The following is a 24591-nucleotide window of genomic DNA, read 5'->3' on the forward strand; positions in this document are numbered from 1 at the left end:
AGGCTCACCGGGTGCCCCCGGTGTGGTTGGTGGTCTCCCAATCGTTGGCGGCGTCGGTGAGGCATTCGATGACCTCGTCGAGGGTGCGGCCGTCGTAGTCGTTCCAGTCGCCGATGACGTCGATCGAGCTGGCCGGGTATCCCTCGGCGGGGATGTATCCGCCGTCGATCCAGTCGGCGAAGAAGCGCATGGCGCGCATCGCGGTGAGGGTTTCGGGGTTTTCGTCTCCGTCGAGGGTGCATATGCCGGAGGCGAGGCAGCGGCCGGTGGCGGCGGTCATGATGGCGCCGGAGGTGCAGGCGGGCGGGAACGGCCCTTTGGTGTCGGCGGTCAGGTCGTAGAACTGGTGCTGGGTCCAGCCGTGGGTGCTCAGGTAATCGGCGGCTCCGCGTAGCAGCGTGGAGGGCCTTTCGGGGTCAGTTGTGGGTGTGGTGGTCGGTTGGTGGGTAGCCTTCATGGCAGCCACGTCCCTTTCTTCGGATGGGCGTTCGGTGATGGACAGGACCGGTCTTGCTTGCAGGCGTTGAGCCGGTCCTGTCGTCCGTCACATATGCAGTTGTGGGTTCGCGGCCGTTCAGCAGCCGGGGCAGTGCCGACGACCGGACGAGTTACGGCGGGCCGCAGCGATGGCGAGGATGGCGGCCAGGGCCAGGACGCCGAGGATCTGTGCGGCGTGGGCGGCGATGAGCTCGACGAGCTGGCCGATCAGGTAGGTGGCGACGGCGGCGAGTCCGGCGATGGTGCCGGTGATGGCCGTGACGATGACCGCGATCCGGGTGCGGCGGGGTCGCCGGACACGGGTGCGGGCGTACTGGCCCGCCGAGGTGACCCGGACGGCGGGTCGGGTGGGCTGTAGCTCGCGGATACGGATGTCGACCTGGAAGCGGTCACCGGTCATCCAGCGAGGAGGCCTGACGGCGATGAGGGTTCCGGCAGCGCGGTGGTTCGCCAGCAGATTGGCGAGCTGGGTAGCGGTACCGGTGACGGTGTGGTCGCGGTTGATGTAGTGGCCGGCAGGCTGAGGAGCCGGTCGACCGGTGGTGGTGTGTGTGGTCATGCGGCCATCTCCCATTGGATGGTGGTGGACGGTGCAGGAACGGTGATGCCGGACGGGCGTCGCATCCAGGCGGCGTAGTCGGCGATGTTGTAGATGTCGGTGTCGGACAGGTAGGCGGCCTTGATCCGGTACGGCAGGCGTCCTTCGGCGAGAAGCCAGGCGGCTCCCCGGTTCTCGGGGTCGATGTCGGTGGCGGAGTAGCCGAGGTCGGCCCAGCCAGCGCCGAGGATCACGTCGGAGCTGCCGTTGGTGGTGCAGCGGAACGCGGCCCGGTAGCCGAACAGGTCCCGCAGCGAGGCGGGGATGATGTCCCAGGAGGGACGCTGCGTGGCGGCGATGACCGGCATACCGCAGGCCCGGCCGAGCGAGACGAGGCCGCGCAGCAGGGTGGCGAACTCTTCGCGCTGTTCCTTGGTGCCGAGCACGGTGGAGAACATGGCGAGTTCGTCGATGATCGTCACGATCGTGGACAGGTTGTCGTCGCGGTCGACTTTGCGGCGACGGTGGACCAGGAGCCACATGTAGCGGTTGGTGGCGACGATCAGCAGCCGTTTGAGGACGCTGATGGCGGCTTCGATGTCGTTGCCGATGAACGCGTCGGCGATGTCGCGCCAGGGGCCGAGTTCGACGTACTTGGCGTCGAGCAGGACCAGGCGGGTGTTGTCGGACAGGGCCGCGTGCGCGGCGGCGAGGTTGATCAGTCCGGATTTGCCGCCGCCGGGTTCTCCGGCGACGAGCAGGTTGTGATAGACGGTGTCGAGGGTGACGTGATGGCCGAATTCGTCGATGCCGATGAACATCGGGTCGAACATCGACAGGCCGGGTGCGACCGGTACTCGGTCGGTGCCGAGCGGGTCACGGGCGATGATGGACATGGAAGTGGCCTCCAGTAGGCGATAAGCTGCGGATACCGACGCGGAGGACGCTGGTGCTTGGAGGCCGTTGCGGCCTTCGCGTCGGTTCCGATCTAGGCGGTTACGGGTGTGGTGATCGGGTCCCAGCCCGTGGCGACACGCCGAATACGACGGCGCTGCGCTTCCTGGACGAACAGGGTCGCGTTGTAGGCGCAGGTCGACGCCAGCGTGAGGACCTGGAGGCGTTGCGCCTCGGTCAGGCCGGGGTTCGTGTCGCAGGACGAGTCATAGCCGTCGATCAGGAACAGCTTCATGAGCGTCTGCGCGCCGAGCATGAGGTCGGCGGCGGTCTGCAACAGGTGCGCCACCAGGGCGCGGTTGTCGGTGCACAGGTACGTCAGCGCGTACTGGTCGCTGTGCCGGGTGAGGTCGCGGGCGGTGAGGCAGCCGCGGTATTCGGGCCGGTCGTAGCCGGACAGGTCGAGGGTCATCGGAGGTACCTCGCTTGTCAGTCGAGGGGGCTACAGGTGTGCTCGCGTTGTGAGCCGTGACAGCCGCAGGCGAAGTTGCCATCGGCGTCGAGTAGGCGGATCACGTCGAGGGGCGACTGCTCGACGGCCGGCTCAACCGGGTGGACGACGCCGGTGGCGTCGATCCAGGAAGTAATGGCCACATGGCGGAAACCGGCGCGGCGGATTCCGTCGATACAGCTGACGAGGTCGTCGTGGCTGCGCGGATAGTCGTGTCCGCCGAGCTCAAGGGCTCCGATGCCGTAATCGTGGTCGAAGGCCACGACGAAATAGACGATTGGAATCTCGTTGCCGTGGTTGTCCTGCATGGCAGGTGTCCTTTCAGTCCCAGGGGTCGTCGTCGAAGGTGTCGGCGGCCGGGGCCGCCTTGCCCTGCTTCTTGCCGTTCGGGCTGGCGGTCGATTTGCCAGCGGCAGCGAGCGGAGGTTCGGCGGGAACGTCCGGCAGGTCCAGTGCGGTCGGCACGTCGGTGGGTGCCGTGTACGCGAATGGCATGTTCTCGGTGTCGATGACACCGGGCAGCGGTGAACTGACCTTGGCGGTCAGGACTTCGCGTCGTTTGATGTCGAACCGCAGGTAGGCGGCCTTCTCGCTCTCGCTGGCGAGTTCCACCAGTACCGATTTGGCGTGGCAGGTGACCGCGATCTCTTCGAGGCGGTTTTGCAGCCGGGACAGCGACAGGCCGGGCCGCAGGTAGACCCAGACACGTTCCCCGACAGGGGTCGGGCGTGCCCACAGGATCAGCGGCAGGCTGCCGGACTTGTTGGCGATGATGAACTGCGAGAAGCACACACGCAGTCGGTGCCGGACGATGAAGCACCACCCGAGGGCGATGACCCGGCGACGGATAGCGGGAACAGCGGCCGGAATACCGACCAGCGGCGCCATGATGGCGAGGGTGACCAGGGCGGGGGTGGCGTTGGCCAGGGCGATCCAGCCGTAGACGAGCGCCATACCGGCGCTGATTTCCGGGAGCCACCACCAGATCAGCCGTAGGACCGGCCAGATCCGGAACATGATCCAGACGAAAGCGCCGGCTACGAGGGCGATCGGGATAGCAAGGAGCCCGGCCAGGATCGGGTGCATGTGGTCGGAAGCCACGGTCATGGCGAGGATGCCGACGATCAACGCGGTGATGATGAACGCGATCCGGGCGTTACGCGCCGAGGAGCGCAGCGCCTTCTGTTCGATGACGGTGACGGTTCCGGACCTTCTGCCGAAACCGAAACCTCGGGTAGATTTGGACACGACTTGTCCTCCCTGCTGAGGGGTGGGATGGGTTGGAAAGGCGTGGGGTCGGCAGGTTGGTAGCCCAGTTCCGACCCCGCGCTTGTTCTGTCAGGCCTCGCGTGCGTGCGTGTGCCCCAGAGGATCGGCGCACGGCGACAGGACGCGCTCACGCAGGCAGCGAAGCTCGTTCAGAAGTGCATTCATCTGGATGTCTTCGACGATTAGCTCGGCAATGTAGCGGCGACGTTTGGTGTCGTCTTCGGCCGCTGCCTCGTTGAAACGCACGATGAGACGCTCGACGGCGTCGATATCGTGGTCCGGAGTGGTGTATTCGGGCATGATCAACCGCCCCTCTCAGGGGATAATGGTTGGGAAGGCGGCGAGGCCAGCAGGTTCAGTAAGCCCAGTACCGGCCCCGCGCCACACTTCGGAAATGCTGTGGCCGTTAACGGCCGGTGGTCGAGGATGCTGGAGAACCAGCGGGATTCCTGGACCGTCAGGTTGAATCAGTGGAGATGACGACCGCGAACGGTCGAAGGGTTGCCACGGACACTGTGGCTTGGATGTTCCGGTGTTGCTGAGGTGCTACTTGCTTGCCGAGGTACTCGTCAGGGGCTTCAGCGACGCCGCGCGGAACGCAGTGCCGTTACGTCCGTTGGTCGCCCATGCCTTGGCCTCCAGCGCTTCGAGCGCGACGAACTGACCAACCTCCACCGACGGGATCTCTCCTACCGTCGTGACGTTGATGACCTCGCCGCCCGTTTCGTCGAGCGCGACGACCTGGGTTGACCACATGAGACGGCCCGTTCCTCTCTCGGACCGCTGATTGCCCTTCTCGTCCACCTTCGGCTGAGCCTTCTTCGCCACCGTGAACGTGATGCCGGTGGTGTCCACGTAGATCTTCACGAGAGGTTCCTCCCTGGTAGTGAGCGCATCCCCTTTGGATGCTTGCTCGGTGCGGCTATTTGCTCGCACATCAAGCAGACCCCGAGAAAGGTGACGTCGGAACGGCCTTGCCGTGACGCTTGGGACGTTTATAGTTAGAGAAACGTCCCGGTGGTGGAGGGAGCTCGAAGTGGCCAACGAACGCCTACGAGATGCGCTCGATCGAGCCCACGTTTCGCCTGCCGAGTTGGCGCTCTACACGGAAAGCGATGTCAAGACAGTCAGTCGCTGGCTCGGAGGCCGCGTTCCGCACCCACGTACCCGTTTCAAGATCGCCAAGCGGCTCAAAGAGGACGAGGACTTCCTTTGGCCTGGTGCGCGGAGGATGGAATCCGAGTCAACTGACGCGTCCGGAGTCGTGCAGCTTTACTCAAACCGGGGATTGGTCCCGCCGACTCTTTGGGACAGGTTGCTTGATCAAGCGACGGCCGAGATTGGAATCTTGGTCTACGTGGGCATGTTCCTGACCGAGAAACCGGATCTCATCGGCAGCCTTCGGTCCAAAGCGGCAGCCGGCGCACGGGTCCGGGTGCTTCTCGGTGATCGCGACTGCGCGGCGGTAAAGCAGCGCAGCATCGATGAGGGGATCGGCCGCGACACGATTTCAGCCAAGATCGACCAGGCGCAAGCATTCTTCCGACCGCTACGGGGCGCAACGAACATCGAAGTCAGGACTCACGAAACGGTGCTTTACAACTCCGTATACCGCTTCGATGGCGACATGATCGTTAACCCGCACGTGTACGGGAAAACTGCGCCGATGGCTCCCGCGATGCATCTACGAAAGAAATCGACACACGGACTCTTTGACACCTACGCGGACAGCTTCGAGGCTGTCTGGGATTCGTCCAACAGCTAGCGGGAGCGCGTCGTGCCGAAAACTGACTACCTGAACGACCCTGCGGCGCCAAGGGCTAACTCCCTGGTCGTTGCAGTTGCCGTTGTACTCCGTGACAGCGAAGGCCGTATATTGCTCATCCAGCGGGCTGATAACGGACTTTGGGCTCTGCCTGGTGGCGCGCAAGATCTCGGGGAAAGCCTCCATGATGCAGCTAAGCGAGAGGTTAAAGAAGAAACCGGGCTTTGTGTAGAGATCGAAAGCATTGTGGGAATCTACTCTGATCCGAACCATGTAATCGCCTACGACGATGGCGAGGTTCGGCAGGAGTTTTCGATATGTCTACGTGGATCGGTAATCGGTGGCGAATTGAAGCCAAGTGTTGAGTCAACGCAGGTCTGTTGGTTTACCTCCGGCGAGCTAGACGACATTGAGATTCATCCGTCGATGCGCATCCGAATCAAGCATGGTCTTGAGTCGAGGCAGCCCTACATCGGCTAGACGCCCGTTGCTCTGGCGAGCCGCTGGGCGGTACGTGCGATCGCAGCCGTAAGGTCTGGCTCTGCGCTCGTTATGAAGGTGGTCACCAGATCTTCCGGACCGTAACGCTGCTTTATCTCGGCTACACGGCTGTTGAAGTCGGTGGGCGTCCCGTCGGGAGTCGTCGTCAAGTCGCACATCCATAAGCAATCTCGGACTGGTCCCTCTTCATCAACAAAGGCAGCGAGTTGGTCCTCAAGACCTCGAAGTCGTGCCTCTCGAATCGCACATGAATGATGGGCTACAAGATTAACGAGACGAGATGGCGCTTCAATCGATCGCAGAAAATAGGCCCCATCTAATGGATGAAAGCCTGTCTTTTTCAACTCAGGCGCATAGCCAACGTCATGGAGAACAGCCGCTGCCTCAAGCAATGGGGCATCCACACCCGCAACCAAAGACAGTTCCCTTGCCTTTAGAGCCACGCCTTGTACGTGAGCCCACCGACGGGGAAGCACCGACGCAAGCGTCCTTTCGGACGTCTCGTAGGCCCAGCTGATCAGAGACATGTCTAGACCATAGCGGGAGTGCTGACAGCGGATAACTGGCCGGTCGGATGCCGGATCTTGTTCAAACTTTCTGTACGTCTTTAAAGCGGCCCGAAGCGGGGCCGCCAACGCCGCCGCCTGGGCGCGCGTCCGTCGCTTAGCTGGCGCACGCGACGGCCACGCAGGCAGCCCGTCGGCTGGCGTGCAGGAGCGGATCGGGCCGCGGCGACGACAGGGCCATAGGCAGTTGAGGCTTGGGGAGGTTGGCCGGCTGCCGACCGGGGGCGGCGTGGGCGGCGGCCAGCGGACCGCGCCGGGCCGCCGGGCGAGTCGCTGCCGTCGAGCGTCGGGGTTGGCGGCGCGCAGTGTGCCGGGCCGCTCCTCCGAGCTCAAGGGCGCTTCGCGTCGCAAGCGACGGCCACAACCCGGCCGCCCTTGGACCTCGGAGCCTCTGCGACCCTCGGGCAGGTGTCGTGGGCAGGCCGATGGCCTGCCCTTCAGGATGCGCGCCGCCAACCCCGTCACCGACTCGGTGTCGTCGCGAGCCCGGCGTGTCAAGGCTGGGTTGACTCATGACAGCGAATAGAGTCCATCTATGTCCTGGCCTGAGTTCATCGCATCCCTGGTTCAATCACTTGCCTGGCCGGTCATTGTCGTGGTCCTATCCTTGGTGTTTCGTAAGACGATCATGCGGATCGTGACGGATGCGGTAAACGGGCGACATCTCAAGAAAGCGAAACTTGGCCCTATCGATCTTGAGTGGGCGACCCTTGATGAGGCTCGGGCCAACGCTCTCGCTAGCGATCCCGAAACTGCTGAAGAAATCCCAGGTGCCATATCCGAGAACGAGCAATCTTCGGATCTACTGAGTCTCGCTGAAGTCCATCCGTCAGCTGCAATTATGCTGGCAAGTCAGCAGCTCGAAGGAGCACTCTTGCAGAGCGTCCGATCTCAGCGTCATGATCTGCCGCGTTACGCGGGGATCATGACACTGGCGACGGCTGCTTTACGTGGTGGAATCATCTCGGGTGAGGTAGCGGATCTAGTGAAAAGTCTTTCTAAGGTTCGCAATCAGGTGGCACATGCGCAGGGACTTGACACTCAAGAGATCACTCCAGCTCGGGCGGCGGACTACGTCGCAACAACGCGGTTTGTTATCGAAACCCTGCAACGGCACATGCCGAAGGATGCTGGGGATGATCCACACTCAGGTCAAGCAGGCGAGTGACTAACTGGGTGACAATCGTCGGTGATCACGGTGGACGCCCATGGACAACTGAGGACTGATGTTGGCAGGTCAGCGGAATGATGACCAAGCTCATTCAAGATCATGAGTTGCCTGGGGGTCAAGGGGTCGCAGGTTCAAATCCTGTCAGCCCGACAGCGAAGGGGTTTCCACAGGTCACAGACTTGCGGAAGCCCCTTTTTCGTGTCTGACGACGTCACCGGGATCGAGCACGCCGCTTGTAGACCTGGAAGACGGTGACTGGGCCGGCTTCCTGCGCGACTGGGACCGCAGCCTGCGGGCCGCTAACCATCCAGAAACGACCCGCTACAACTACCTCCTGGCCGCCGCCCAATTGGGCAAATATCTGGCGCAGGAATCCCCGGACTACGACGCCCGTGATGCCGCGAAGGACCCGACCCTGGTGTCGAAGGCACACGTCGAGTCCTTTCAGGCCTGGATGATCGAGACCCGTTCCGCGTCCACCGCCTTGAACAAACACAAAAGTCTGCAGCAGTTCTTCAAGTACCTCCTCGAGGAAGAGGAGATCGACAAGTCGCCGATGGACCGGGTGAAGCAGCCGCAGACCCCGCAGAAACTCGTACCGATCATGGGCGATGACGACACGAAGAAACTGCTCGACAACGCCAAAGGCAAGACGTTCATGGCCCTTCGTGACGAGGCGCTGATCCGGCTGTACTACAACACCGGGGCCCGCCTGTCGGAGATCGGGAACCTGTTGCTGACCGATCTGGACATGAACGGCGAGTCGGTGCACCTGCACGGCAAAGGCGCCAAGGACCGCCGGGTGCGATTCGGGCCGAAGACATCCCGGGCGCTGGCGCGCTATCTACGGGCCCGCGCAAAACGCAAAGGTGCCGACGGTGTTCCTCAATTGTGGCTGGCCGAACGAGGCGTGAAGCCGCTGGCGCCGAACGGGATCAAAATCATGCTGAAGCGGCGTGGGGCCGCGGCTGGCGTGACGAACGCGCACGCGCACCGGTGGCGGCACAACTTCGCCCACGAGTGGCACAAGGCCGGCGGTAACACCGGCGACCTGATGCTGCTGCTGGGCTGGGCGTCGGAGGACATGCCGCGCCGGTACGGGGCAAGCGCGGCTGCGGAACGGGCTCAGGAGCTCCAGGTCCAGATGGGCATCGGCCAGCGCGTCTGACCGCGAGTACGGCTGACCTGACGGAAAAGGGGGGCGTTCCGAGACAACCGTAGACAACTTCACCTGCGACGGGTCCCGTCCGAGGATGAAGGAGCGGACCGCGGAGGCGGTGCGTGCCCTTTCATCGAGTCAAGGTGTCCGTCCTTGCTTCGGGCGAGGGGCTTACCGCTGCCGGGGGTGAGGCTGTGATGGACCTTCAGAGGGTTTGCCACGGCCTCACCCCTGCCTGGTTTGACTATCTGCGCGACTGGGACCGCACGCTGCGCGGCGGGAACTATCCGGAGACGACCCGGTACAACTACCTGCTCGCCGTAGCCCAACTCGGCCGGTACCTGATCGAGAACGCCGACGAGTTGGAGGCTGGGGATGCGGCGCAGGATCCGACCGAGGTCGAGCGTGGGCACGTCGAGGAGTTCCAGGCGTGGATGGTGACGACGCGGTCGGCGTCGACGGCGTTGAACAAGCACAAGGGCTTGCAGCAGTTCTTCAAGTGGCTGGTTGAGGAGGAGGACCTCGAGCGGTCACCGCTGGACCGGGTGAAGCAGCCGAAGACCGCGCAGACGCTGATCCCGATCCTCGGCGACGCCGAGACCGCCAAGATCCTGGCGACGTGCAAGGACAAAGGCTTCCTGTCGCTGCGCGACGAGGCGATCATCCGGGTCTTCTACAACACCGGCGTCCGGCTGTCGGAAGTCGCCGGGCTGTAACTCGACGACGTCGACATGAACAGCGACACGTTGCTGTTTCACGGCAAGGGCATGAAGGACCGCCGGGTGCGGTTCGGCGGCAAGGCCGGGCGGGCGTTGAGCCGGTATCTGCGTTCGCGTGCCCGTCGGCGCGCGGCCGGTTCGCCGGCGTTGTGGTTGCCGGAGCGGGGCGAGACGCCGCGGTCTTCGAACGGCATCAAGATCATGCTCCGGCGTCGCGGGGAGCAAGCCTCGGTGGCGAACGTTCATGCGCACCGATGGCGGCACAACTTCGCGCACGAGTGGAAGCTGGCCGGCGGTGACACCGGCGATCTGATGCTGGTTCTGGGCTGGGCCTCGGACGATATGCCGCGCCGCTATGGGGCGAGCGCGGCGGCGGAGCGGGCGCAGCTGGTGCATGTGCGGCTGCGTATCGGCGACCGGATCTGACCTTGGGGGAGGACGGGCATGGCGTTGACCGAGCGGCAGCGGATCCGGCGGGCGCGGATCGCGGCGCATCGCCCTCGCCTACGCCGGGCATGCCGAAACACCGAACGACGCTGGCACCACCGCCCGATACGTGAAGGCGACCTTGCAGGAGGTCGCCACCGCACTGGCCGGGCTGACCGGCGAGCCGCACCCGCTGGCACTGCCCGACACCCTTGCGGTGCTCAACATTGCCAGCGATGCGCTGGTCGGTGAGTACGACTAGTGGCTGATTGGGTCAGCCTGAGCGAGGTAGTCTTCGCGGGCCTTGAGCAGTAGCGGCGGGAGAGGGTCATCGCCAGGCGGGTCCGGCTGCATGCTGCCCTCGCGCCGCGAGACGGTGTTCCTGGCGGCGGGGCGTCAGGAACACCGCTGCCCTGGTGAAGCCGGAGGACTGCCGGAGTTCAGACAGCGAGAGTGCTCAGGTCGTGCTGCGCTGCCCACTGCTCGAGGGTTGTCGTGGTCAGGCCGTAGCGGGCGGCGTGGTGGGGCCGCGCGGGGTAGCCGACGCGGTTGGTCCAGGTGTCACCCCACGCCGTGGGTGCGCCCATGCGCTGCTCCTGTTCCTGCCGGGAGAGGAAGACGGCCTCGACTTTGCGGCCGGCGGCCTTGGTGAGGGTGTCGGCGATTTCGGTGTGCGTCAGCGCGTCGCCGGCCAGGTCGATCTCGGCTTCGTGGAACTTGCCGGGCTCGGCCACGGCGGCGGCAACAGCCTTTCCGAAGTCGTCCGCGCAGATGAGCTGCAGTAAGGACTGCGGGCTCGCGGAGGTGACCAGCTTGCCCTCAGGCAGCTCGGGGAACTGGGTGGCCTGCTTGGGCGGGAGGAAGTTGTCCATGAAGAAGGCGGGCTTGAGGATGGTCCAGTGGTCGAGGCCGGCCTGCCGGATCGCGTCCTCGGCGGCCTCTTTCTCGTCCCAGTACGCCTTCATCACCGGGTCGGTCACCTCGATGTCCGGGTGCTGGCTGCGCCATCCGGTCGCGGACACGGACGTGTGGATGATCTGAGTGACGCCGGCCCGCTTGGCGGCGGTGGCGATGTTGCGGGCTTTGCGCTGCTCCGCGCCGGGATCGGCCGGGTCGACGCCCGGCAGTTGCACGGAGAAGACCGCATCGTGTCCGGCGCTGGCAGCCTCCAGGGATGCGGCGTCGTCCAAGTCGCCGGTCGCGAGGGCGACGCCCTGGTCGGCGAGCGCCTGGGCGGCGGCCGAGGAGGGATTACGCACGAACGCGGTCACGGAGTGACCGGCGCGCAGCAGTGCCTGGACGGCGGCGCCGCCCTGCATCCCGGTTGCCCCGGTGACCAGCACTTTCGCTTTGTTCTCGGAAGTCACAGCACACCCTGCCTTCGGTCGATCACATGGAAACGGTTGACGGTCACGACGACCCGTCAACTAGAGACACTAGCGTATCGAGTCGATGGCGTATCGGGTTTGTGAGCTGCCTGACCGGAGGTCGGCCGATAGCCGGCCGCGCAGACATGGCGTGAATCGAGCAGCGAGCCAGACTGGCTTCAGCTGGTGGGGGTGCCGCCGACCAGGGGCAGCAGCACCTGGTCCACCAGACGAGCAATCCCCTCGACATCGAGAACGGCACCGAGCAGGTCCTCCTGCAGGACCAGCACCCCAACCACTGCGGCGATCTCCAGCCGGCCCGGCGCCAGCAGAAGCTCAACCCTCTCCGCAGTGATCTCGCCACGCTCCTGCGCGCGGCGCAGACAGGAGGCGATTCCCTCGCGCTGCCCGGCGATGAACCGCTCACGCAGGATGTCGGTGATCTGAGGGTGAGAGGCGGTGGCAGCGGCCAGCACAGCCGAGAAGCGACGCCACCCGGGCTGCAGGCAGCCGGAACTGTCGGCCAGCGTCGCGACAAGGTCCTCGCGCAGTGTCCCGGCGGCCGTCACCTCGGCCCGCACAGCAGGGAGCAGGAGGCTCTCCAAAGCGTCAGCGACCAGGTCCTCGCGCGAGGCCCAGCGACGGTAGACGGTGGCCTTGGCCACCCCCGCGCGCGCGGCCACCGCACCCATGGTCAGATCCGCGTACCCGCTCTCCATGATCAGGTCCAGGACCGCCTCGATGATGCGGGTATTCCGCGTCTCGTCACGGGCAGGCCCGAATGCGCCACCGGGACGCTGACGTCCAGCGGGGCGGGTCGACCTGGTCATACGCGCGACGGTACTGCATCCACTTCCCCTGCCAACAAACCCTCCTGCCCCACGGGAAGTCGGCGGGTGGGATTAACGCCGCCTGCTCACATCACGGCATCGAGCGAGGGAACCCTCTATGTGAGGGGCGCTGGCTCGACCGTCAACTCAACGCCAGATCAGAGTGGGTCCCAAACTCACGCCCAATGAAATCCGCATGCAGATACCGAGACCCGAACTCCCGACCAAACTGGTTCGCTACTCGCGCTGAGAACCAGTGCAGAGAAGCGGTGTTACAACGACCCACTGATCTCCGCGCACTGACAACGCCACACCACCCTCACCTGGTTCGAACGCGTCTACGGCTACGCCCTCCCCTCTCCGGCCACGCGGAACACCGAATGATGCCGACACCACAACGTGCGCAATATGAAGGCGACCTTGCGGGAGGTCGCCACTGCACTGGCCGGGCTGACCGGCGGGCCGCACCCGCTGGCGCATCAGAGCCCGGCGATCGTGTACGCGACTTCGTCGACCAGTTCCCGCGCCAGGAAGCCGGTCCGGCCGAAGCGTGGCGCCAACCGTTGGCCGCTGACCGCGTGTGCGAAGGCACCCCAGCAGGCGGCCTGGTCGGTGTCGGCGCCGCGGCTGACCAGCCCGGTCACGATTCCGGCGAGGACGTCGCCGCTGCCGGACGTGCCGAGCCCGACGTCGCCGCTCTCCTCCCGCCAGCATCGGCCGTCCGGTGCGGCGATGTGCCCGTACAGCGAGATCACGGCCGAGTAGCTGCCGGCCAAGGTCATCGCCTCGGCGGCCAGGTCACCGGGGTCACGGCCGAGCAGATGACCGGCCTCGACGACGTTCGGGGTCAGGATGACCCGCCGGGAACGGCCGGCCAGCAACCGCGGGTGGCGGGCGAGGGCACCCAGCGCGTACGCATCGAGCACGACGGCGGTCTTCGCGTCGGCCGCGGCGAGGACCCGGCGCATCAGGGCCGCGGTCTCGTCGACGTTGTCGAGACCAGGCCCGATCGCGATCACGTCGGCGTCCGCGGCCAGATCGAGCAGGTGTTGCGGCACGTCACCGGAGACCGAACCTTCGTCGGTCTCCGGCAACCCGACTACCCCCGCCTCGGGGACGGCGATGCTCAGCGCCGCGGCCGTGCTGGAGGTGACTGCGAGTTGGAGCCGCCCGGCGCCGGCGCGCAGCGCGGCGACACCGGCCAGCAGCACGGCGCCCGGGGTGAACCGGGAGCCGCCGACCACGAGGACCGTTCCCCTGGATTCCTTTCCGCCGCTCGGGGCCGGCAGCGGCCACTCCCGCAGCAGCCGCGGCGTGATGACCTGCTCGGCCTGAGCCTGTTCAGACTGGTTCGGCATGGACGTCCTCCTGCCGGGTCGACGGCACGCCCTTGACGCGCAGGTGCTCGACATGATTGAACAGCTCGGGGCGCAGGACGGCACCGTCGCGACGCCAGACACTGATTGAGCAGTTCGCGACGGTGGTGCCGCGGACGATGTCCATCAGTTCCGCCTCGGTCAGTGACTCGATGAGGTATCGCACGAGCAGGACGATCGCCTCGTGCCCGACCAGCAGTACCCTCCCTGCCGGGTGATCGGCGCGTAGGTCGTGCAGGAGGCTGCGCAGCCGTAGGAGCACGTCGACCCAGGACTCACCGCCCGGCGGCCGGTAGTAGAACTTGCCCAACCGGCGTCGCCGTAGTGCCTCGTCCGGCAGCCGGTTCGTGACACCGGCCGTGGTCAACAGGTCGAGCACTCCTAACTCGCGGTCGCGCAGCCGTTCGTCGATCACCACGGGTATGTCCAGTTCGGTCAGTGCCAGGTCGGCGGTCTGCCGTGTCCTGAGGTAAGGCGACACCACGGCCACCTCAGGCCGGTCCTGCTCGAGCAGGTCGATGAACCATCGTCCGACCGCCTGGGCCTGCTCTCGACCGATGTCCGACAGCGGTACGTCGGCGTCGCGTTCCGGGATGTCGATCACGTCCAGACCGGCCGTCTCCGCGGCTTGCGCGGCCACGTTGCCGCTGCTCTGTCCGTGGCGCAGTATTCCCAGCCACGCCAACTCCGTCATGTCTTCTCCGTACCCGCGCTCGAGTTGGCTACCGGTAGGTCTTTGTCCGGCATGGTCATGCCCGGCACCGGGCTTGCTGGTCGAGTGCCGGCCGGGTGCGCCACATTGTTCTGCGCTCTGGCGGCGGAGCCGCCGTATGCCGGTTAGGCGACGACCGCGTCGACGGCCTTCTTGAGCGCCGAGGGCTGGGCGGGGCTGCGCGGGGCGTTCTCCCGCAGCTCGGCCATCCGGGCGCCCATCTCCTGCAGTTGCTTACGGCCGAGGCCGTCGCGAACTTGGGGGAACCAGTCCTGCTCCTCCTCGTCGATGTGGTGCGTGACGTTCTCGATGAGCACCGTGGCCTTGGCGTCGAACCGTTCATCGTCGCCATCCATAGCGAACAGCTCGGCACAGAGCACGTCCGCAATGTGGTGTTCCTCGTACGACTCGAGCACGTCGTCCTCGAGGCCGGGCAGCATCCTGCGCACCTCGGGATACATGACCTCGTTCTCGAGGTACGTGTGCACCGTCAATTCCTCGATGATCTGCTTCACGATGCGCGTCTTCGCGGCGTTGCCATTTCCGCCGGTATTTTGGAATTCGCGAAACAGCTTTTTGATCGTTTTGTGGTCATCCTTGAGCATTACGATGGCATCCGTGGACATGAGTACCTCCCGGTGAAGCGGGTGACAACCACCAGACGTACCCGCCCTATGAACGGGTAAACGGTCATCGCCGCCGGATCCGGCCTCGGTTGGCGAGCGGCTCCGGCGTTCAACAAATAGCCGTAGATGCGGCGGTGGTTCTCCGCCGAGGCCGGCGATTGAGGCAATGGTTCCGGCCGCGACCGACTGTATGAATCCGAGGACCGCCGATCCGGCGCAGCGCCCGAACCGTGGGTTGAGCTGAATCCGTAGACGCCGATCGGCTCGGGGTCGCCGGCGGCGACCTGGTCCAGGTTTCCTCGCAGCGCGGCGCCATCCGGGTCCCGGCCCGTCGCGCGGCGGTACTCCGAGCAGGCGACGGACGAGCCCGGCCGGCTGCACTCCGAACTGTTCCGGGGCACCCGCACCGGCGGCCTCGGACCCCTGCGCGACCTGCAGGACCTATACCTGATGGCCGCCGAGCGCGACATCTGCTGGACCGTCGTCGGTCAAGCCGCCAACGGCACCCGTGACCACGACCTGCTCGAGACCGTCACCACCTGCGAGGCGGAGACGGCCATCCAGCTGAAGCGACTACGGATCCGGATGAAGCAGGCCGCCCCGCAGGCGCTGGTTGTGGCGTCATGACCGAGGATTACCGAACTACTTCCTGGGAACCCGGCCAGTATGCGAGCACTCACCTGGCAAGGAACCGGCAAGGTCTCGGTCGAGACCGTTCCCGACGCGACTATTCAAGATCCGACCGATGCGATCGTGCGGATGACGTCGACCGCTATCTGCGGCTCCGACCTGCACCTTTACAACGTCCTCGGCATGTATCTCGATCCGGGCGACATCCTCGGGCACGAGCCGATGGGCATCGTCGAGGAGGTCGGCTCCGAGGTCACCCAGATCAGCCCCGGCGACCGCGTGGTGATCCCGTTCAACATCTCCTGCGGCCACTGCTGGATGTGCAGCCGTGGCCTGACCGCCCAGTGCGAGACCACCCAGGTCAAGAGCGAGGGCAAGGGCGCGGCCCTGTTCGGCTTCAGCCGCCTGTACGGCCAGGTGCCCGGCGCACAGGCCGAGTACCTGCGGGTGCCGCAGGCACAGTTCGGCCCGATAAAGGTGCCCGACGGGCATCCGGACGAACGCTACCTCTTCCTCTCCGACGTCCTGACCACGTCCTGGCAGGCAGCCCAATATGCCGACATCGCACCCGGCGACACGGTGCTGGTCGTCGGCCTGGGCCCGATCGGGCAGATGAGCGCGCGGATCGCCCGGCATCTCGGTGCGGAGCGGGTGATCGCCGTCGACGAGGTGCCCGAACGGCTGGCGATGGCCGGTCGGCACGGGATTGAGACGCTGGACTTCGCATCGGTCGACGACGTGCCGGCGGCGGTGCTGGAGCTGACCGGAGGCCGCGGCGCGGACGCGGTGATCGAGGCGGTCGGTATGGAAGCGCACGGCACGCCGTTTCAGGCGGCCGCGATGAAGGCCGCCGGCATGCTGCCCGATGCCCTCGCGCGTAAGGCCGTCGAGACCGTCGGCGTGGACCGGATGGGCGCGCTGCGCACCGCCTTCGCCGCGGTCCGCCGGGGCGGGACGATCTCGATCATCGGTGTGTACGGCGGTCAGGCCGACCCGTTCCCGATGATGGACCTGTTCGACAAAGGTGTGACCCTGCGGATGGGCCAGGCCCACGTCAAACGTTGGGTGGACGACATCCTGCCGCTTCTGACCGGTGATGACGACCCGTTGGGCGTGGACGACCTGGTCACGCACCGGATGTCGCTGGAGGACGCACCACATGCCTACGAACTGTTCAACAACAAGGAGGACGGCTGCATCAAAGTCGTACTCAAGCCCTGACCAGACGCGAGCCGGCCGGAGGCTTCACGCCGTCAGCGACCCTTTCTGAACATGGCGGGGCACCGCCGTGTCCCTGGATCAGCCGTTTGACCGCTGGTTGTAGGGGCACTCGCAGGTCATGACCGACACCGTTCTGCTTCGATCCGCGGTTCTCGGCGCCTCGGCCGGCGCCCGCAGCATGACCCCACTGGCTCAGCTGGCGCTGCGGAGACGCGGCTGGGTCCGGGTTGCCGCGGGTGCGGCCGCGCTGGGGGAGATGGCGTTCGACAAGTCGCGGAAGGCGCCGAGCCGGTTGCGGCCGGCGCCGTTGGCCGGCCGGGTGGTGCTCGGTGCGATCGCCGGGGCGACCTTCGCCCGGAGGCGGGGTGCCGGGATGGCCGGACCGGCGGTCGTCGCCGGTCTCGCCGCGGCTGCGGCCAGCTTTGCCGGGGCGCGGTGGCGGACCTACGCGGTGGAGCACGATTTCGCGTTGCCCGGTGCGATCGCTGAGGACGGCGCCGCGATCGCTCTCGCCTGGGCGTCCTCCCGCGACTGACCCGTTGTTGAAGCTGCTGGTTGCGGGGTACACGGTGCACCTTGACGTCATCCGACACGGCCGACCTGTTGTGAACGCCGGGGAGGCGCTTGTGGTTCTCGGTCGTGAGCTGATCGACTGCGGCTACCGGTTCACGACGGTCACTCCGGCGACGCAGGCCCGGGTCAACCGGCGGCCGGAGAACGCCGTCGCCCGGGATCTGCGGGATGTGTTCGGATGGAGGCGGCCGTTTCGGCCGGAGTCGGTGCCTGGCGAGGTCTTCGACCTCTTGCGGGCTGCGGGTGCGGCCGAGGCTTGCGGTTCGCTGTGGCGCAGCAGGGTGCGATTTTCCTCGTACGACCGGGATCTCTTCGTTCATTCGGCGTTTCCGACGGACGCGACCGACGCGGTCTTCTTCGGCCCGGACACGTATCGGATGGCGGATGCCGTTTCCGCGTACGTGGAAGATCGTCGCGAACCGATCGGCCGAGCGGTCGATGTCGGGTGCGGCACCGCGGCCGGTGCGATCGCGATCGCGAAGCGAGCGCCGGACGCGCAGGTTCTGGCGGTCGACATCAACGACACCGTCCTGGACTACGCCCGGGTCAACGCCGGCCTCGCCGGCACCGGGAACGTCCGGGTGTGCCGCGGTGACCTGCTCGATGACGTCGACCGCGGCTTCGATCTGATCGCCGCGAACCCGCCGTTCATGATCGATCCGGCGGGGCGGATGTACCGCGATGGTGGTGGCCCGGACGGCAACGACCTGTCGCTGCGGATCATCGGGGCCGCCGCGAAACGTCTGTCGCCCGGTGGTGCGCTGGTGCTGTTCAGCGGCACCGGCATTGTCGAGGGCCAGGATCCGCTGCGGGCCGCGGCCGCCGATCGCCTCGCCGGCACGGATCTGCGCTGGACGTATCGGGAGGTGGATCCGGACGTGTACGGCGAGGAGCTGGACGGCGTCGCGTATGCCCGGGCCGAGCGGATCGACGTGGTGCTGCTGACCGCGACCCGGCCGACGTGAGGACCTTCGGGGTCGAGGAGGAGTTCCTGCTGCTCGACCCGGCAAGCGGGGTGAACCTGCCGCTCGCCGAGCGGGTTGTCGCCGGGCTGCCGGAGCCGATGCGCCGGCGCAGCCGCCGGGAGTTCCGGCCCAGCATGGTGGAGATGGTCACCGACGTCTGCACCGGCACCGGCGAACTTCTGCGGCAGTTGCACGACGGGCGAGAGGCCGCAGGCGTCGCGGCCGGGAAGGTGGGCGCGGCGCTGGTCGCGATCGGTGCCACCCCGGCCGGCGAGCCGGTCCTGGATGTGACCGACGACGCCCGGTTCCGGGCGATCGCCGCCCACTATCGGCCGATCGCCCGGGATCCCGCGCTGTGTGGCTGTCACGTGCACGTCGGTGTGCCCAGCCGGGCCCAGGCGGTGCAGATCTGCACCCGGCTGCGCGGCGACCTGCCGCTGATCCAGGCGCTCGCCGCCAACTCGCCGTTGTTCGACGGCGCCGACACCGGTTATGCGAGTTGGCGGTACGTACAACTGAAGCACTGGCCGGCGCTGGGTCCGTGGCCGCATCTGCGCACCGTCGAGGAATTCGAGGCGACAGTGGCGGCGCTGGTCGCCTCACGGGAGATGATGGACGCGACCATGCTCCTGTGGTGGGCCCGGCCGTCGGCGTCGTTCCCGACCGTGGAGGTCCGCGTCGCCGACACCTGCCTCGATCCGGCCGACACGGTTCTGATCGCCGCCCTGGTCCGCGGCCTGGTCGACACCGCCGCCGCGGCCCCCGGCCCGATCCCTCGGATGTCCGGCGTGCTGCTCGACGCCGCGCACGGCAACGCCGCCCGCACCGGCATGCGCGAGACCCTGCTCGACCCGGTCACCGGACAGGCGTATCCGGCCTGGGACCTGGTCGGCGATCTGGTCGACCGGATCACCCCAGCTCTGCGCCGGCACGGCGACCTGGACACCGTGACCGCCGGGCTCGACCGGATCCGCCGCGACGGCACCGGTGCTGAGCGGCAGCGCCGGCTTCTGGAGAAGCTCGCCGTTCCCGAGATGCTGGCCTCAGTCGCGCAGTGACGACCATCCCGACGCCCAGGCGTCCAGGACGCCGTGTGCCCAGAGGTTGTCGACGGCCAGCGCGCACCGGGCGCCCCAGAGCACCTGGCCGGCCAGATCCGGGTCGGTGCGGGCGAACGTCCCACACAGGTCGTGGGCCGCGATCTGCTCGTGCACCGCATCGGCCTCGACGTGCTCGTCGTAGAACGCCGTCGCGGCCGCGTCACCGCCGAGGCGGCGCAGGCCGGTCCCGTACGCTCGGTTCGGCAGTGACGAGGTCATCTCGTAGGCGGCCAGGTGGCCCAGGATCGCGCCGCGGCGGGCGCGGTGCAGGCCGAAGAACGACATCAGGTTGTTGACGGCGAGGGTCGTGGCGGGCACCCGGTCGACGTACGCGCCGTAGGCCGGGTCCAGGCCGAACCAGGTCATCGTCTGCTTGAACAGCTCCTGATGCATCCGCCCGGTGACGCCGGCGCCGTACTCGTCGAGCTGGATCTCGACCAGCGCGGCCTTGGCCCGGCCCGCCAGCCGTGGAATCGCCCAGGTGTGCGGGTCGGCCTCACGCAGCTGATAGACCGAGCGGTGGATCACGAACTCGCGGAACTGCTCATGGGTGGCGGACTGCCCGCGCAGGTAGCCGGAGAGCGACGGTCCGTCGTCGGCGGCCACGATCGCCGCGAGTTCGGCCGGCACCGAGTCCGGATCGGCCGGCTGCGGCACGCCGGCCAGGTCACCCAGCCACGCCTCGAAGTTCCGTTCCAGGCCGCTGCGTAGCCGCAGCAGCCGAGGGTTCCACTCCCAGTCGTCGGCGACGCCGTCCCAGCCCCGGTAGGCGAGTTCGTAACAGATGAACAGCGACAGCTGGAGGTCCTCGGCGTCGCCGGGTTCACCGGTCAGATCACCGGAACCGCCGTTGAGGGTGTCGATCAGGGCGCTGGACAGGGATCCGCGCGGTGACGGCAGTTTCATGACCGGGCGGATGCCCGTTTGGCTCGCCGTGAAACGGAAATTGAGGCGACCATGACGTCGATCATCACACCGTACGAGGACGGTCCGCTGATCGTGCGCGGTGACTTCGAGCTGCGTACCCCGGAGGGCGAACCGATCGATGCGGCACGCGACACCATCGCTCTGTGCCGGTGCGGCAGATCCGCCGACAAACCGTTCTGCGACGGCACCCACAAGACGTTCCGATTCAAAGCCGGCACCGGCCGCGACCACCCGCCCGCGCGGCCCGGCGACCCGCAAGATGCCTGACCGGATCGCCGACACCTGGCCACCTGCTGCCGCTGCTCAAGGACGCCCGGGAATACCTGCAGTCACAACAACACGCCGCGCTCGCCGAACGGGTCACCAGCGTCGCCGACAACGCCACCACGTCCGCCGTGTCACCCAGAGCGGATGCGAACATCACCGCCGATGGCCTGAGCAACTCGAGTCGACACGCCCACGAGAACCGCAGGTGCATTATCGCCGGAGCAGCACTGCGGGTCCGAGCGCCACGGCCGGGATCAGCGGAGACTCCGCGGCGGCGGGGTCGTCACCGGCTCGCGTGTGCTTGCGCGTCGCCCAGCCATTCGCCGAGCCGGCGGCGGGTCCGGCCACGGCGATATCCGCCGTGCACCGCTCCGGTGAGTGGTGGGTCGAACAGTGATCCCGGCCCGGACGCGGCGGTGGCCGGCTTGGTCACGAACGTCGCGCTCCAAAGGGCGACCAGCGACTCGGTGACATGTGGCGCTAGGCGGTGGGCGGCCAGCGCCAGGTGTGAGACCACCCCGATTGTCACCTGCCTGCGCGGGTGGCGGGCGACAGCGAGGATTCCGGCGGCGATTCGCTCCGGTGCGTACGCGGGCGGGATGGCACGCAGTTGATGGCCTGTGTGGTTGGCGGCGCGTTGGAAGAACGGGGTGTCGATGGGCCCGGGCACCACCAGACAGACCCGGATCCTGCGGTGCCCGGCGACCGCCTGCTGAAGATTCAGCGCCAGCCCCCTGATGGCGAACTTGCTCATGGAATAGAGCGGGACCTGCGGATTCGGCATCAGTGACAACAATGACCCGACGAGTACGAGGATCCCGTGCCCTTGCGTCCGGAAGGTGGTCAGGGCGGCACGGGCGCACAGCGTGGTGCCGAAGACGTTGGTGTCGACCAGCCGGCGGATTTCGTCCACCGGCGCCGAGTCCAGCGGCCCGGCGAGGCCGACGGCCGCCGCTTCGATCCAGATGTCGATCCGCCCGAATCGCTGCACGGCCAAGCCGGTCAGCCGTTCGACAGCCACCGGATCCGCGATGTCGGTCGGCACGATCAGCACCTGCCCACCTCGTGCCCGGCACTCGCGTTCCACCTCCGCGAGCGCTTGCGGGCTGCGCGAGGCGAGGATCAGACTGGCACCTTCAGCGGCGAACGCCAGCGCGACCGAACGGCCGACTCCGCTCGATGCCCCCGTGATCAGGACCGTGGCGTCACGGAAAGTTCTGCGGCTGCCCATCAAAGCCCCCCGCGAAGTAGTACGGCGATACCGAGCGGTTACCCGCCGGCGCGGCAATCACTCTCGAAGCGCATCGCCGAGGTGAATGGCAACTCATCGACCGGGGGGCGAGGGTCAGCCGCGCGTGCTATGGCACCGTACGGATCCCAGTGCCCGCTGGGGCGGATCGCCTGAGACGGTTTGGCTGCGGACTGCTGGGATCTGGGCTCGGCGCGCCCGCCACCGTTCTGGTCGGCGCGGTCAGCTTTCTGTTGTCCAGTCTGCCTTCCTCTGGCCCACTTCCGATGGTGGCAGACAGTAACGGCCTCAGCGCCGCCAGCGGTCGCGCGGATCAAAATGCCCGGCCTTTCAACGCCAGCGCCGTCGTTGGCTGCCCGTGCCGTGCAGGTTCGGGGAATGGTCGGTCATACCACGGAAGTGGGGAACCGCTGCCAGATCCGGTGGGAGCCGAGAAGCTGCTGGACGGCAGCGAGAGCCTCCGGCCCGGACCCTACGGCGAGCACACCGAGCGTGTCGGTGATGCCGGCCTGCTCGAGAACGGATGCGCCGTCGCCCCAGGCACCGATCGCTTTGGCGTGCCGCCACGCCTCGTCGACCATCAGCAGCACGCGCGGGTCGATCGTGACGTCGCCGGCGGCTGCGGCCTTGGCATCGCGGGCGGGTAGCGCGTCCGGGGCGGGCGGCGGCGCGGCGGCGAGCAGCAGGGCGTCGAACTCGACGGACCGTGCCGTGGCGAACGTTCGCTGTACGGTGACCGTGCCTATCGTCCCGCCGTGCGGCGCGATGATCAGCGGAACCATGCCGGCGGCGAACACCGCCTCCCGCACCGAGGCCACCCCGTCGGGCTCCTCGTCGCCGACGACGATGCCGACGACCCGGCCGTCGACCGGCGACACCTGGCCCATCTGCGACAGCGCCGGGCTCGGGGCGACCTCGGCGACCGGCTGCGTCGGCTTCGGAACGGGCAGACCGAGACCGGTCGCGACCTGCTCGCACAGCACCGGGTCCACGTTTGCCAGGCACTGCAGCTGCCGTTGTTTGATCGCCTGTTCGTAGCACTTGCCGAGCTCGAAGGTGTACGCGGCGATGATGTGCTCCTTCTCCACCGGCGACATGCTCTGCCAGAAGAGGCGGACCTGGCTGAAGTGGTCGTCGAAGGAGAGTGGGTTGGCCCGGATCTTGGGCGCCTCGGCGACCCGGACCGGCACGTCGAGGAAGGCGTTCTCCGCGTCACCCGCCTTGAACGGGTTGCCGCCGTCGAGCGAGTTCGGCCGGTAGGGCGCGACTCCCGCGTGGACGGCCTGCTGGTGGAAGCCGTCGCGCAGCATGTCGTTGACCGGGGCATGCGGGCGGTTGATCGGGATCTGCGGGAAGTTCGGCCCGGCGAGCCGGGTCAGCTGTGTGTCGACGTACGAGAAGAGCCGGCCTTGCAGCAGCGGGTCGTTGGTGACGTCGATGCCTGGTGGCAGGTTTCCGAGGTGGAAGGCGACCTGTTCGGTCTCGGCGAAGAAGTTGGTCGGCGTGCGGTCGAGCACTAGGCGGCCGACCGGCTGCACCTCGGCCAACTCCTCCGGCACGATCTTGGTCGGGTCGAGCAGGTCGATCCCCGCGAACGTCTCCCCGGGGGTGTCCGGGAAGACCTGCAGGCCAAGTTCCCACTCGGGGTAGGCGCCGGCCTCGATCGCGTCGTAGAGATCGCGGCGGTGGAAGTCGGGGTCGAGCCCGCAGATCAGCTGTGCCTCCTCCCACGTCAGCGAGTGCACGCCGAGCTTGGGCTTCCAGTGGAACTTCACCAGGACCGTCTCGCCGGCGTCGTTGACCAGCCGGAACGTGTGCACCCCGAAGCCCTCCATGGTCCGGTACGAGCGCGGGATGCCCCGGTCGGACATGTTCCAGATGGTGTGGTGCTGCGCCTCGGTGTGCAGCGAGACGAAGTCCCAGAACGTGTCGTGCGCGCTCTGCGCCTGCGGGATCTCGCGGTCGGGGTGGGGCTTGGCGGCGTGGATGATGTCCGGGAACTTGATCGCGTCCTGGATGAAGAAGACCGGAATGTTGTTGCCGACCAGGTCGAAGGTGCCCTCGCCGGTGTAGAACTTCGTCGCGAAGCCGCGGGTGTCACGGACCGTGTCGGCCGAGCCGCGGGAGCCGAGTACGGTGGAGAACCGGACGAAGACCGGTGTTTGCGCGTCCTTCTTCAGGAATCCTGCCCGGGTGAGCCCTTCCGCCGTGCCGTACGAGGTGAACAGCCCGTGCGCCCCGGCGCCACGAGCGTGCACCACCCGCTCGGGGATCCGCTCATGGTCGAAATGCGTGATCTTCTCGCGCAGGTGGTGATCCTGGAGAAGCACCGGACCGCGCGGACCGGCCTTGAGCGAATGGTCGGTGTCGCGCAGCCGCGCCCCCTGCGCAGTGGTGAGGAAGGCGCCCTGCTGCCCGTGCGCGGTGGGCGCCACGCCGGTCTCGACGCCGGTCGGGGTCCGGGTGTCCGGCGTGCCCTGCTCTCCCTTGGGAGGCAGCGGGTCGCGCGGGGTGGTCGGTTCCTCCAGCGTCGGCGTGCCGCTGCCCGGGGCGCCGGGCACGTCCGGGCTGAGCGCATCGGCCACCTTGGCCGCGGCCGCCGCCACGACATCCTTGACTTTCTCGACGGGCTTGCGCGGGGCCATCCCCGGTCTCCTTCCGATCAGCGAACGCCTGGCGGACAGCCGGCGCAAAGCCGGTCAAACTTCTCGAGGTGCGGACCCTAGAGTCG

At 67.0% G+C, this 24591-nt stretch carries 30 protein-coding genes; 13 read left to right on the forward strand and 17 right to left on the reverse strand.

The genetic code is table 11. The annotated features are described in order from the left end of the window. Positions 1 to 4 precede the first annotated feature (4 nt). The 8 genes from CHC09_RS36585 to CHC09_RS36620 form a co-directional block, all read right to left on the reverse strand. Positions 5 to 457 carry a DUF6197 family protein gene (locus CHC09_RS36585; RefSeq protein ID WP_089297861.1) on the reverse strand — a complete coding sequence of 151 codons (453 nt, stop codon included), beginning with the start codon at positions 455 to 457 and terminating at the stop codon, positions 5 to 7. A 117-nt stretch (positions 458 to 574) separates the two neighbouring features. Next, on the reverse strand, positions 575 to 1057 hold the full coding sequence (locus tag CHC09_RS36590; RefSeq protein WP_089297862.1) for a hypothetical protein: 483 nt from the start codon (positions 1055 to 1057) through the stop codon (positions 575 to 577). Beyond that, positions 1054 to 1932, reverse strand: coding sequence for an FtsK/SpoIIIE domain-containing protein (locus CHC09_RS36595; protein WP_089297863.1), 879 nt, complete (start codon positions 1930 to 1932; stop codon positions 1054 to 1056). Before CHC09_RS36595 ends, CHC09_RS36590 begins: the two co-directional genes overlap by 4 nt. Before the next feature lie 92 nt (positions 1933 to 2024). After that, positions 2025 to 2402: a hypothetical protein gene (locus CHC09_RS36600; RefSeq protein ID WP_089297864.1), complete on the reverse strand. Its 378-nt coding sequence runs from the start codon at positions 2400 to 2402 to the stop codon at positions 2025 to 2027. A 17-nt stretch (positions 2403 to 2419) separates the two neighbouring features. Next, positions 2420 to 2749, reverse strand: coding sequence for a hypothetical protein (locus CHC09_RS36605; RefSeq protein WP_089297865.1), 330 nt, complete (start codon positions 2747 to 2749; stop codon positions 2420 to 2422). Between the two features lie 13 nt (positions 2750 to 2762). Then, positions 2763 to 3689, reverse strand: coding sequence for a hypothetical protein (locus CHC09_RS36610; RefSeq protein WP_089297866.1), 927 nt, complete (start codon positions 3687 to 3689; stop codon positions 2763 to 2765). Between the two features lie 90 nt (positions 3690 to 3779). Next, on the reverse strand, positions 3780 to 4010 hold the full coding sequence (locus tag CHC09_RS36615) for a hypothetical protein (RefSeq protein ID WP_089297867.1): 231 nt from the start codon (positions 4008 to 4010) through the stop codon (positions 3780 to 3782). 246 nt (positions 4011 to 4256) lie between these two features. Next, positions 4257 to 4577: a hypothetical protein gene (locus CHC09_RS36620; protein ID WP_089297868.1), complete on the reverse strand. Its 321-nt coding sequence runs from the start codon at positions 4575 to 4577 to the stop codon at positions 4257 to 4259. Positions 4578 to 4746: 169 nt separating this feature from the next. Here CHC09_RS36620 and CHC09_RS36625 point away from each other — a divergent pair, with 169 nt between their 5' ends. Further along, complete coding sequence (locus tag CHC09_RS36625; protein ID WP_089297869.1) at positions 4747 to 5475, forward strand: DUF5919 domain-containing protein; 729 nt, start codon at positions 4747 to 4749, stop codon at positions 5473 to 5475. Between the two features lie 12 nt (positions 5476 to 5487). Beyond that, positions 5488 to 5955 carry an NUDIX hydrolase gene (locus CHC09_RS36630; RefSeq protein WP_089297870.1) on the forward strand — a complete coding sequence of 156 codons (468 nt, stop codon included), beginning with the start codon at positions 5488 to 5490 and terminating at the stop codon, positions 5953 to 5955. Here CHC09_RS36630 and CHC09_RS36635 read toward each other — a convergent pair. Next, positions 5952 to 6503 (reverse strand): HD domain-containing protein, encoded by a 552-nt coding sequence (locus tag CHC09_RS36635; protein ID WP_089297871.1) that lies wholly within the window; start codon positions 6501 to 6503, stop codon positions 5952 to 5954. The two genes, CHC09_RS36630 and CHC09_RS36635, sit on opposite strands and share 4 nt — an antisense overlap. 574 nt (positions 6504 to 7077) lie before the next feature. Here CHC09_RS36635 and CHC09_RS45710 point away from each other — a divergent pair. From CHC09_RS45710 to CHC09_RS48595, 5 genes are all read left to right on the forward strand, one after another. Further along, a complete protein-coding gene (locus CHC09_RS45710) occupies positions 7078 to 7710 on the forward strand; it encodes a hypothetical protein (protein WP_143232786.1) in 633 nt (210 codons plus the stop codon). A 271-nt stretch (positions 7711 to 7981) separates the two neighbouring features. Beyond that, positions 7982 to 8881 (forward strand): tyrosine-type recombinase/integrase, encoded by a 900-nt coding sequence (locus CHC09_RS36640; protein ID WP_239138784.1) that lies wholly within the window; start codon positions 7982 to 7984, stop codon positions 8879 to 8881. Positions 8882 to 9069: 188 nt separating this feature from the next. Next, on the forward strand, positions 9070 to 9588 hold the full coding sequence (locus CHC09_RS48085; protein ID WP_239138771.1) for a tyrosine-type recombinase/integrase: 519 nt from the start codon (positions 9070 to 9072) through the stop codon (positions 9586 to 9588). A gap of 15 nt (positions 9589 to 9603) precedes the next feature. Next, on the forward strand, positions 9604 to 10017 hold the full coding sequence (locus CHC09_RS48090; protein ID WP_239138772.1) for a tyrosine-type recombinase/integrase: 414 nt from the start codon (positions 9604 to 9606) through the stop codon (positions 10015 to 10017). Positions 10018 to 10147: 130 nt separating this feature from the next. Beyond that, positions 10148 to 10279 carry a hypothetical protein gene (locus tag CHC09_RS48595; RefSeq protein ID WP_275407953.1) on the forward strand — a complete coding sequence of 44 codons (132 nt, stop codon included), beginning with the start codon at positions 10148 to 10150 and terminating at the stop codon, positions 10277 to 10279. A 178-nt stretch (positions 10280 to 10457) separates the two neighbouring features. Here the strand turns inward: CHC09_RS48595 and CHC09_RS36655 are convergent, their stop codons facing one another. From CHC09_RS36655 to CHC09_RS36675, 5 genes are all read right to left on the reverse strand, one after another. Then, complete coding sequence (locus tag CHC09_RS36655) at positions 10458 to 11384, reverse strand: NmrA/HSCARG family protein (RefSeq protein ID WP_089297873.1); 927 nt, start codon at positions 11382 to 11384, stop codon at positions 10458 to 10460. A 179-nt stretch (positions 11385 to 11563) separates the two neighbouring features. Further along, entirely contained in the window at positions 11564 to 12214 is a 651-nt protein-coding gene (locus CHC09_RS36660) for a TetR-like C-terminal domain-containing protein (RefSeq protein WP_089297874.1), read from the reverse strand. A gap of 479 nt (positions 12215 to 12693) precedes the next feature. Beyond that, positions 12694 to 13572 carry an NAD(P)H-hydrate dehydratase gene (locus CHC09_RS36665; RefSeq protein ID WP_089297875.1) on the reverse strand — a complete coding sequence of 293 codons (879 nt, stop codon included), beginning with the start codon at positions 13570 to 13572 and terminating at the stop codon, positions 12694 to 12696. Further along, positions 13556 to 14284: a histidine phosphatase family protein gene (locus CHC09_RS36670; protein ID WP_089297876.1), complete on the reverse strand. Its 729-nt coding sequence runs from the start codon at positions 14282 to 14284 to the stop codon at positions 13556 to 13558. Before CHC09_RS36670 ends, CHC09_RS36665 begins: the two co-directional genes overlap by 17 nt. A gap of 143 nt (positions 14285 to 14427) precedes the next feature. Continuing rightward, complete coding sequence (locus tag CHC09_RS36675; protein WP_089297877.1) at positions 14428 to 14928, reverse strand: hemerythrin domain-containing protein; 501 nt, start codon at positions 14926 to 14928, stop codon at positions 14428 to 14430. 450 nt (positions 14929 to 15378) lie between these two features. Between CHC09_RS36675 and CHC09_RS48095 the strand changes: the two genes are divergently transcribed. The 5 genes from CHC09_RS48095 (at position 15379) to CHC09_RS36700 (ending at position 19375) form a co-directional block, all read left to right on the forward strand. After that, positions 15379 to 15555: a hypothetical protein gene (locus tag CHC09_RS48095; protein ID WP_239138773.1), complete on the forward strand. Its 177-nt coding sequence runs from the start codon at positions 15379 to 15381 to the stop codon at positions 15553 to 15555. Positions 15556 to 15594: 39 nt separating this feature from the next. Continuing rightward, positions 15595 to 16779 (forward strand): zinc-dependent alcohol dehydrogenase, encoded by a 1185-nt coding sequence (locus CHC09_RS36685; RefSeq protein ID WP_089297878.1) that lies wholly within the window; start codon positions 15595 to 15597, stop codon positions 16777 to 16779. A gap of 118 nt (positions 16780 to 16897) precedes the next feature. After that, entirely contained in the window at positions 16898 to 17314 is a 417-nt protein-coding gene (locus tag CHC09_RS36690; RefSeq protein WP_089297879.1) for a hypothetical protein, read from the forward strand. 91 nt (positions 17315 to 17405) lie between these two features. Continuing rightward, a complete protein-coding gene (locus tag CHC09_RS36695) occupies positions 17406 to 18317 on the forward strand; it encodes a methyltransferase (protein WP_239138774.1) in 912 nt (303 codons plus the stop codon). Next, positions 18314 to 19375 (forward strand): carboxylate-amine ligase, encoded by a 1062-nt coding sequence (locus tag CHC09_RS36700; RefSeq protein ID WP_089297881.1) that lies wholly within the window; start codon positions 18314 to 18316, stop codon positions 19373 to 19375. Before CHC09_RS36695 ends, CHC09_RS36700 begins: the two co-directional genes overlap by 4 nt. Here the strand turns inward: CHC09_RS36700 and CHC09_RS36705 are convergent. Then, positions 19361 to 20323 carry an iron-containing redox enzyme family protein gene (locus CHC09_RS36705; RefSeq protein WP_089297882.1) on the reverse strand — a complete coding sequence of 321 codons (963 nt, stop codon included), beginning with the start codon at positions 20321 to 20323 and terminating at the stop codon, positions 19361 to 19363. The genes CHC09_RS36700 and CHC09_RS36705 overlap by 15 nt on opposite strands. Before the next feature lie 51 nt (positions 20324 to 20374). On the opposite strand from CHC09_RS36705, the gene CHC09_RS36710 reads away from it, so the two are divergent. After that, complete coding sequence (locus CHC09_RS36710) at positions 20375 to 20611, forward strand: CDGSH iron-sulfur domain-containing protein (RefSeq protein ID WP_089297883.1); 237 nt, start codon at positions 20375 to 20377, stop codon at positions 20609 to 20611. A gap of 283 nt (positions 20612 to 20894) precedes the next feature. On the opposite strand, the gene CHC09_RS36715 is transcribed toward CHC09_RS36710, so the two are convergent. Together CHC09_RS36715 and CHC09_RS36720 are read right to left on the reverse strand one after the other, a co-directional pair. Next, entirely contained in the window at positions 20895 to 21842 is a 948-nt protein-coding gene (locus tag CHC09_RS36715) for an SDR family NAD(P)-dependent oxidoreductase (RefSeq protein ID WP_089297884.1), read from the reverse strand. A 404-nt stretch (positions 21843 to 22246) separates the two neighbouring features. After that, a complete protein-coding gene (locus CHC09_RS36720) occupies positions 22247 to 24505 on the reverse strand; it encodes a catalase (protein ID WP_089297885.1) in 2259 nt (752 codons plus the stop codon). Positions 24506 to 24591 lie beyond the last annotated feature (86 nt).

The organism is Actinoplanes regularis (assembly GCF_900188005.1).
GTDB lineage: Bacteria > Actinomycetota > Actinomycetes > Mycobacteriales > Micromonosporaceae > Actinoplanes > Actinoplanes regularis.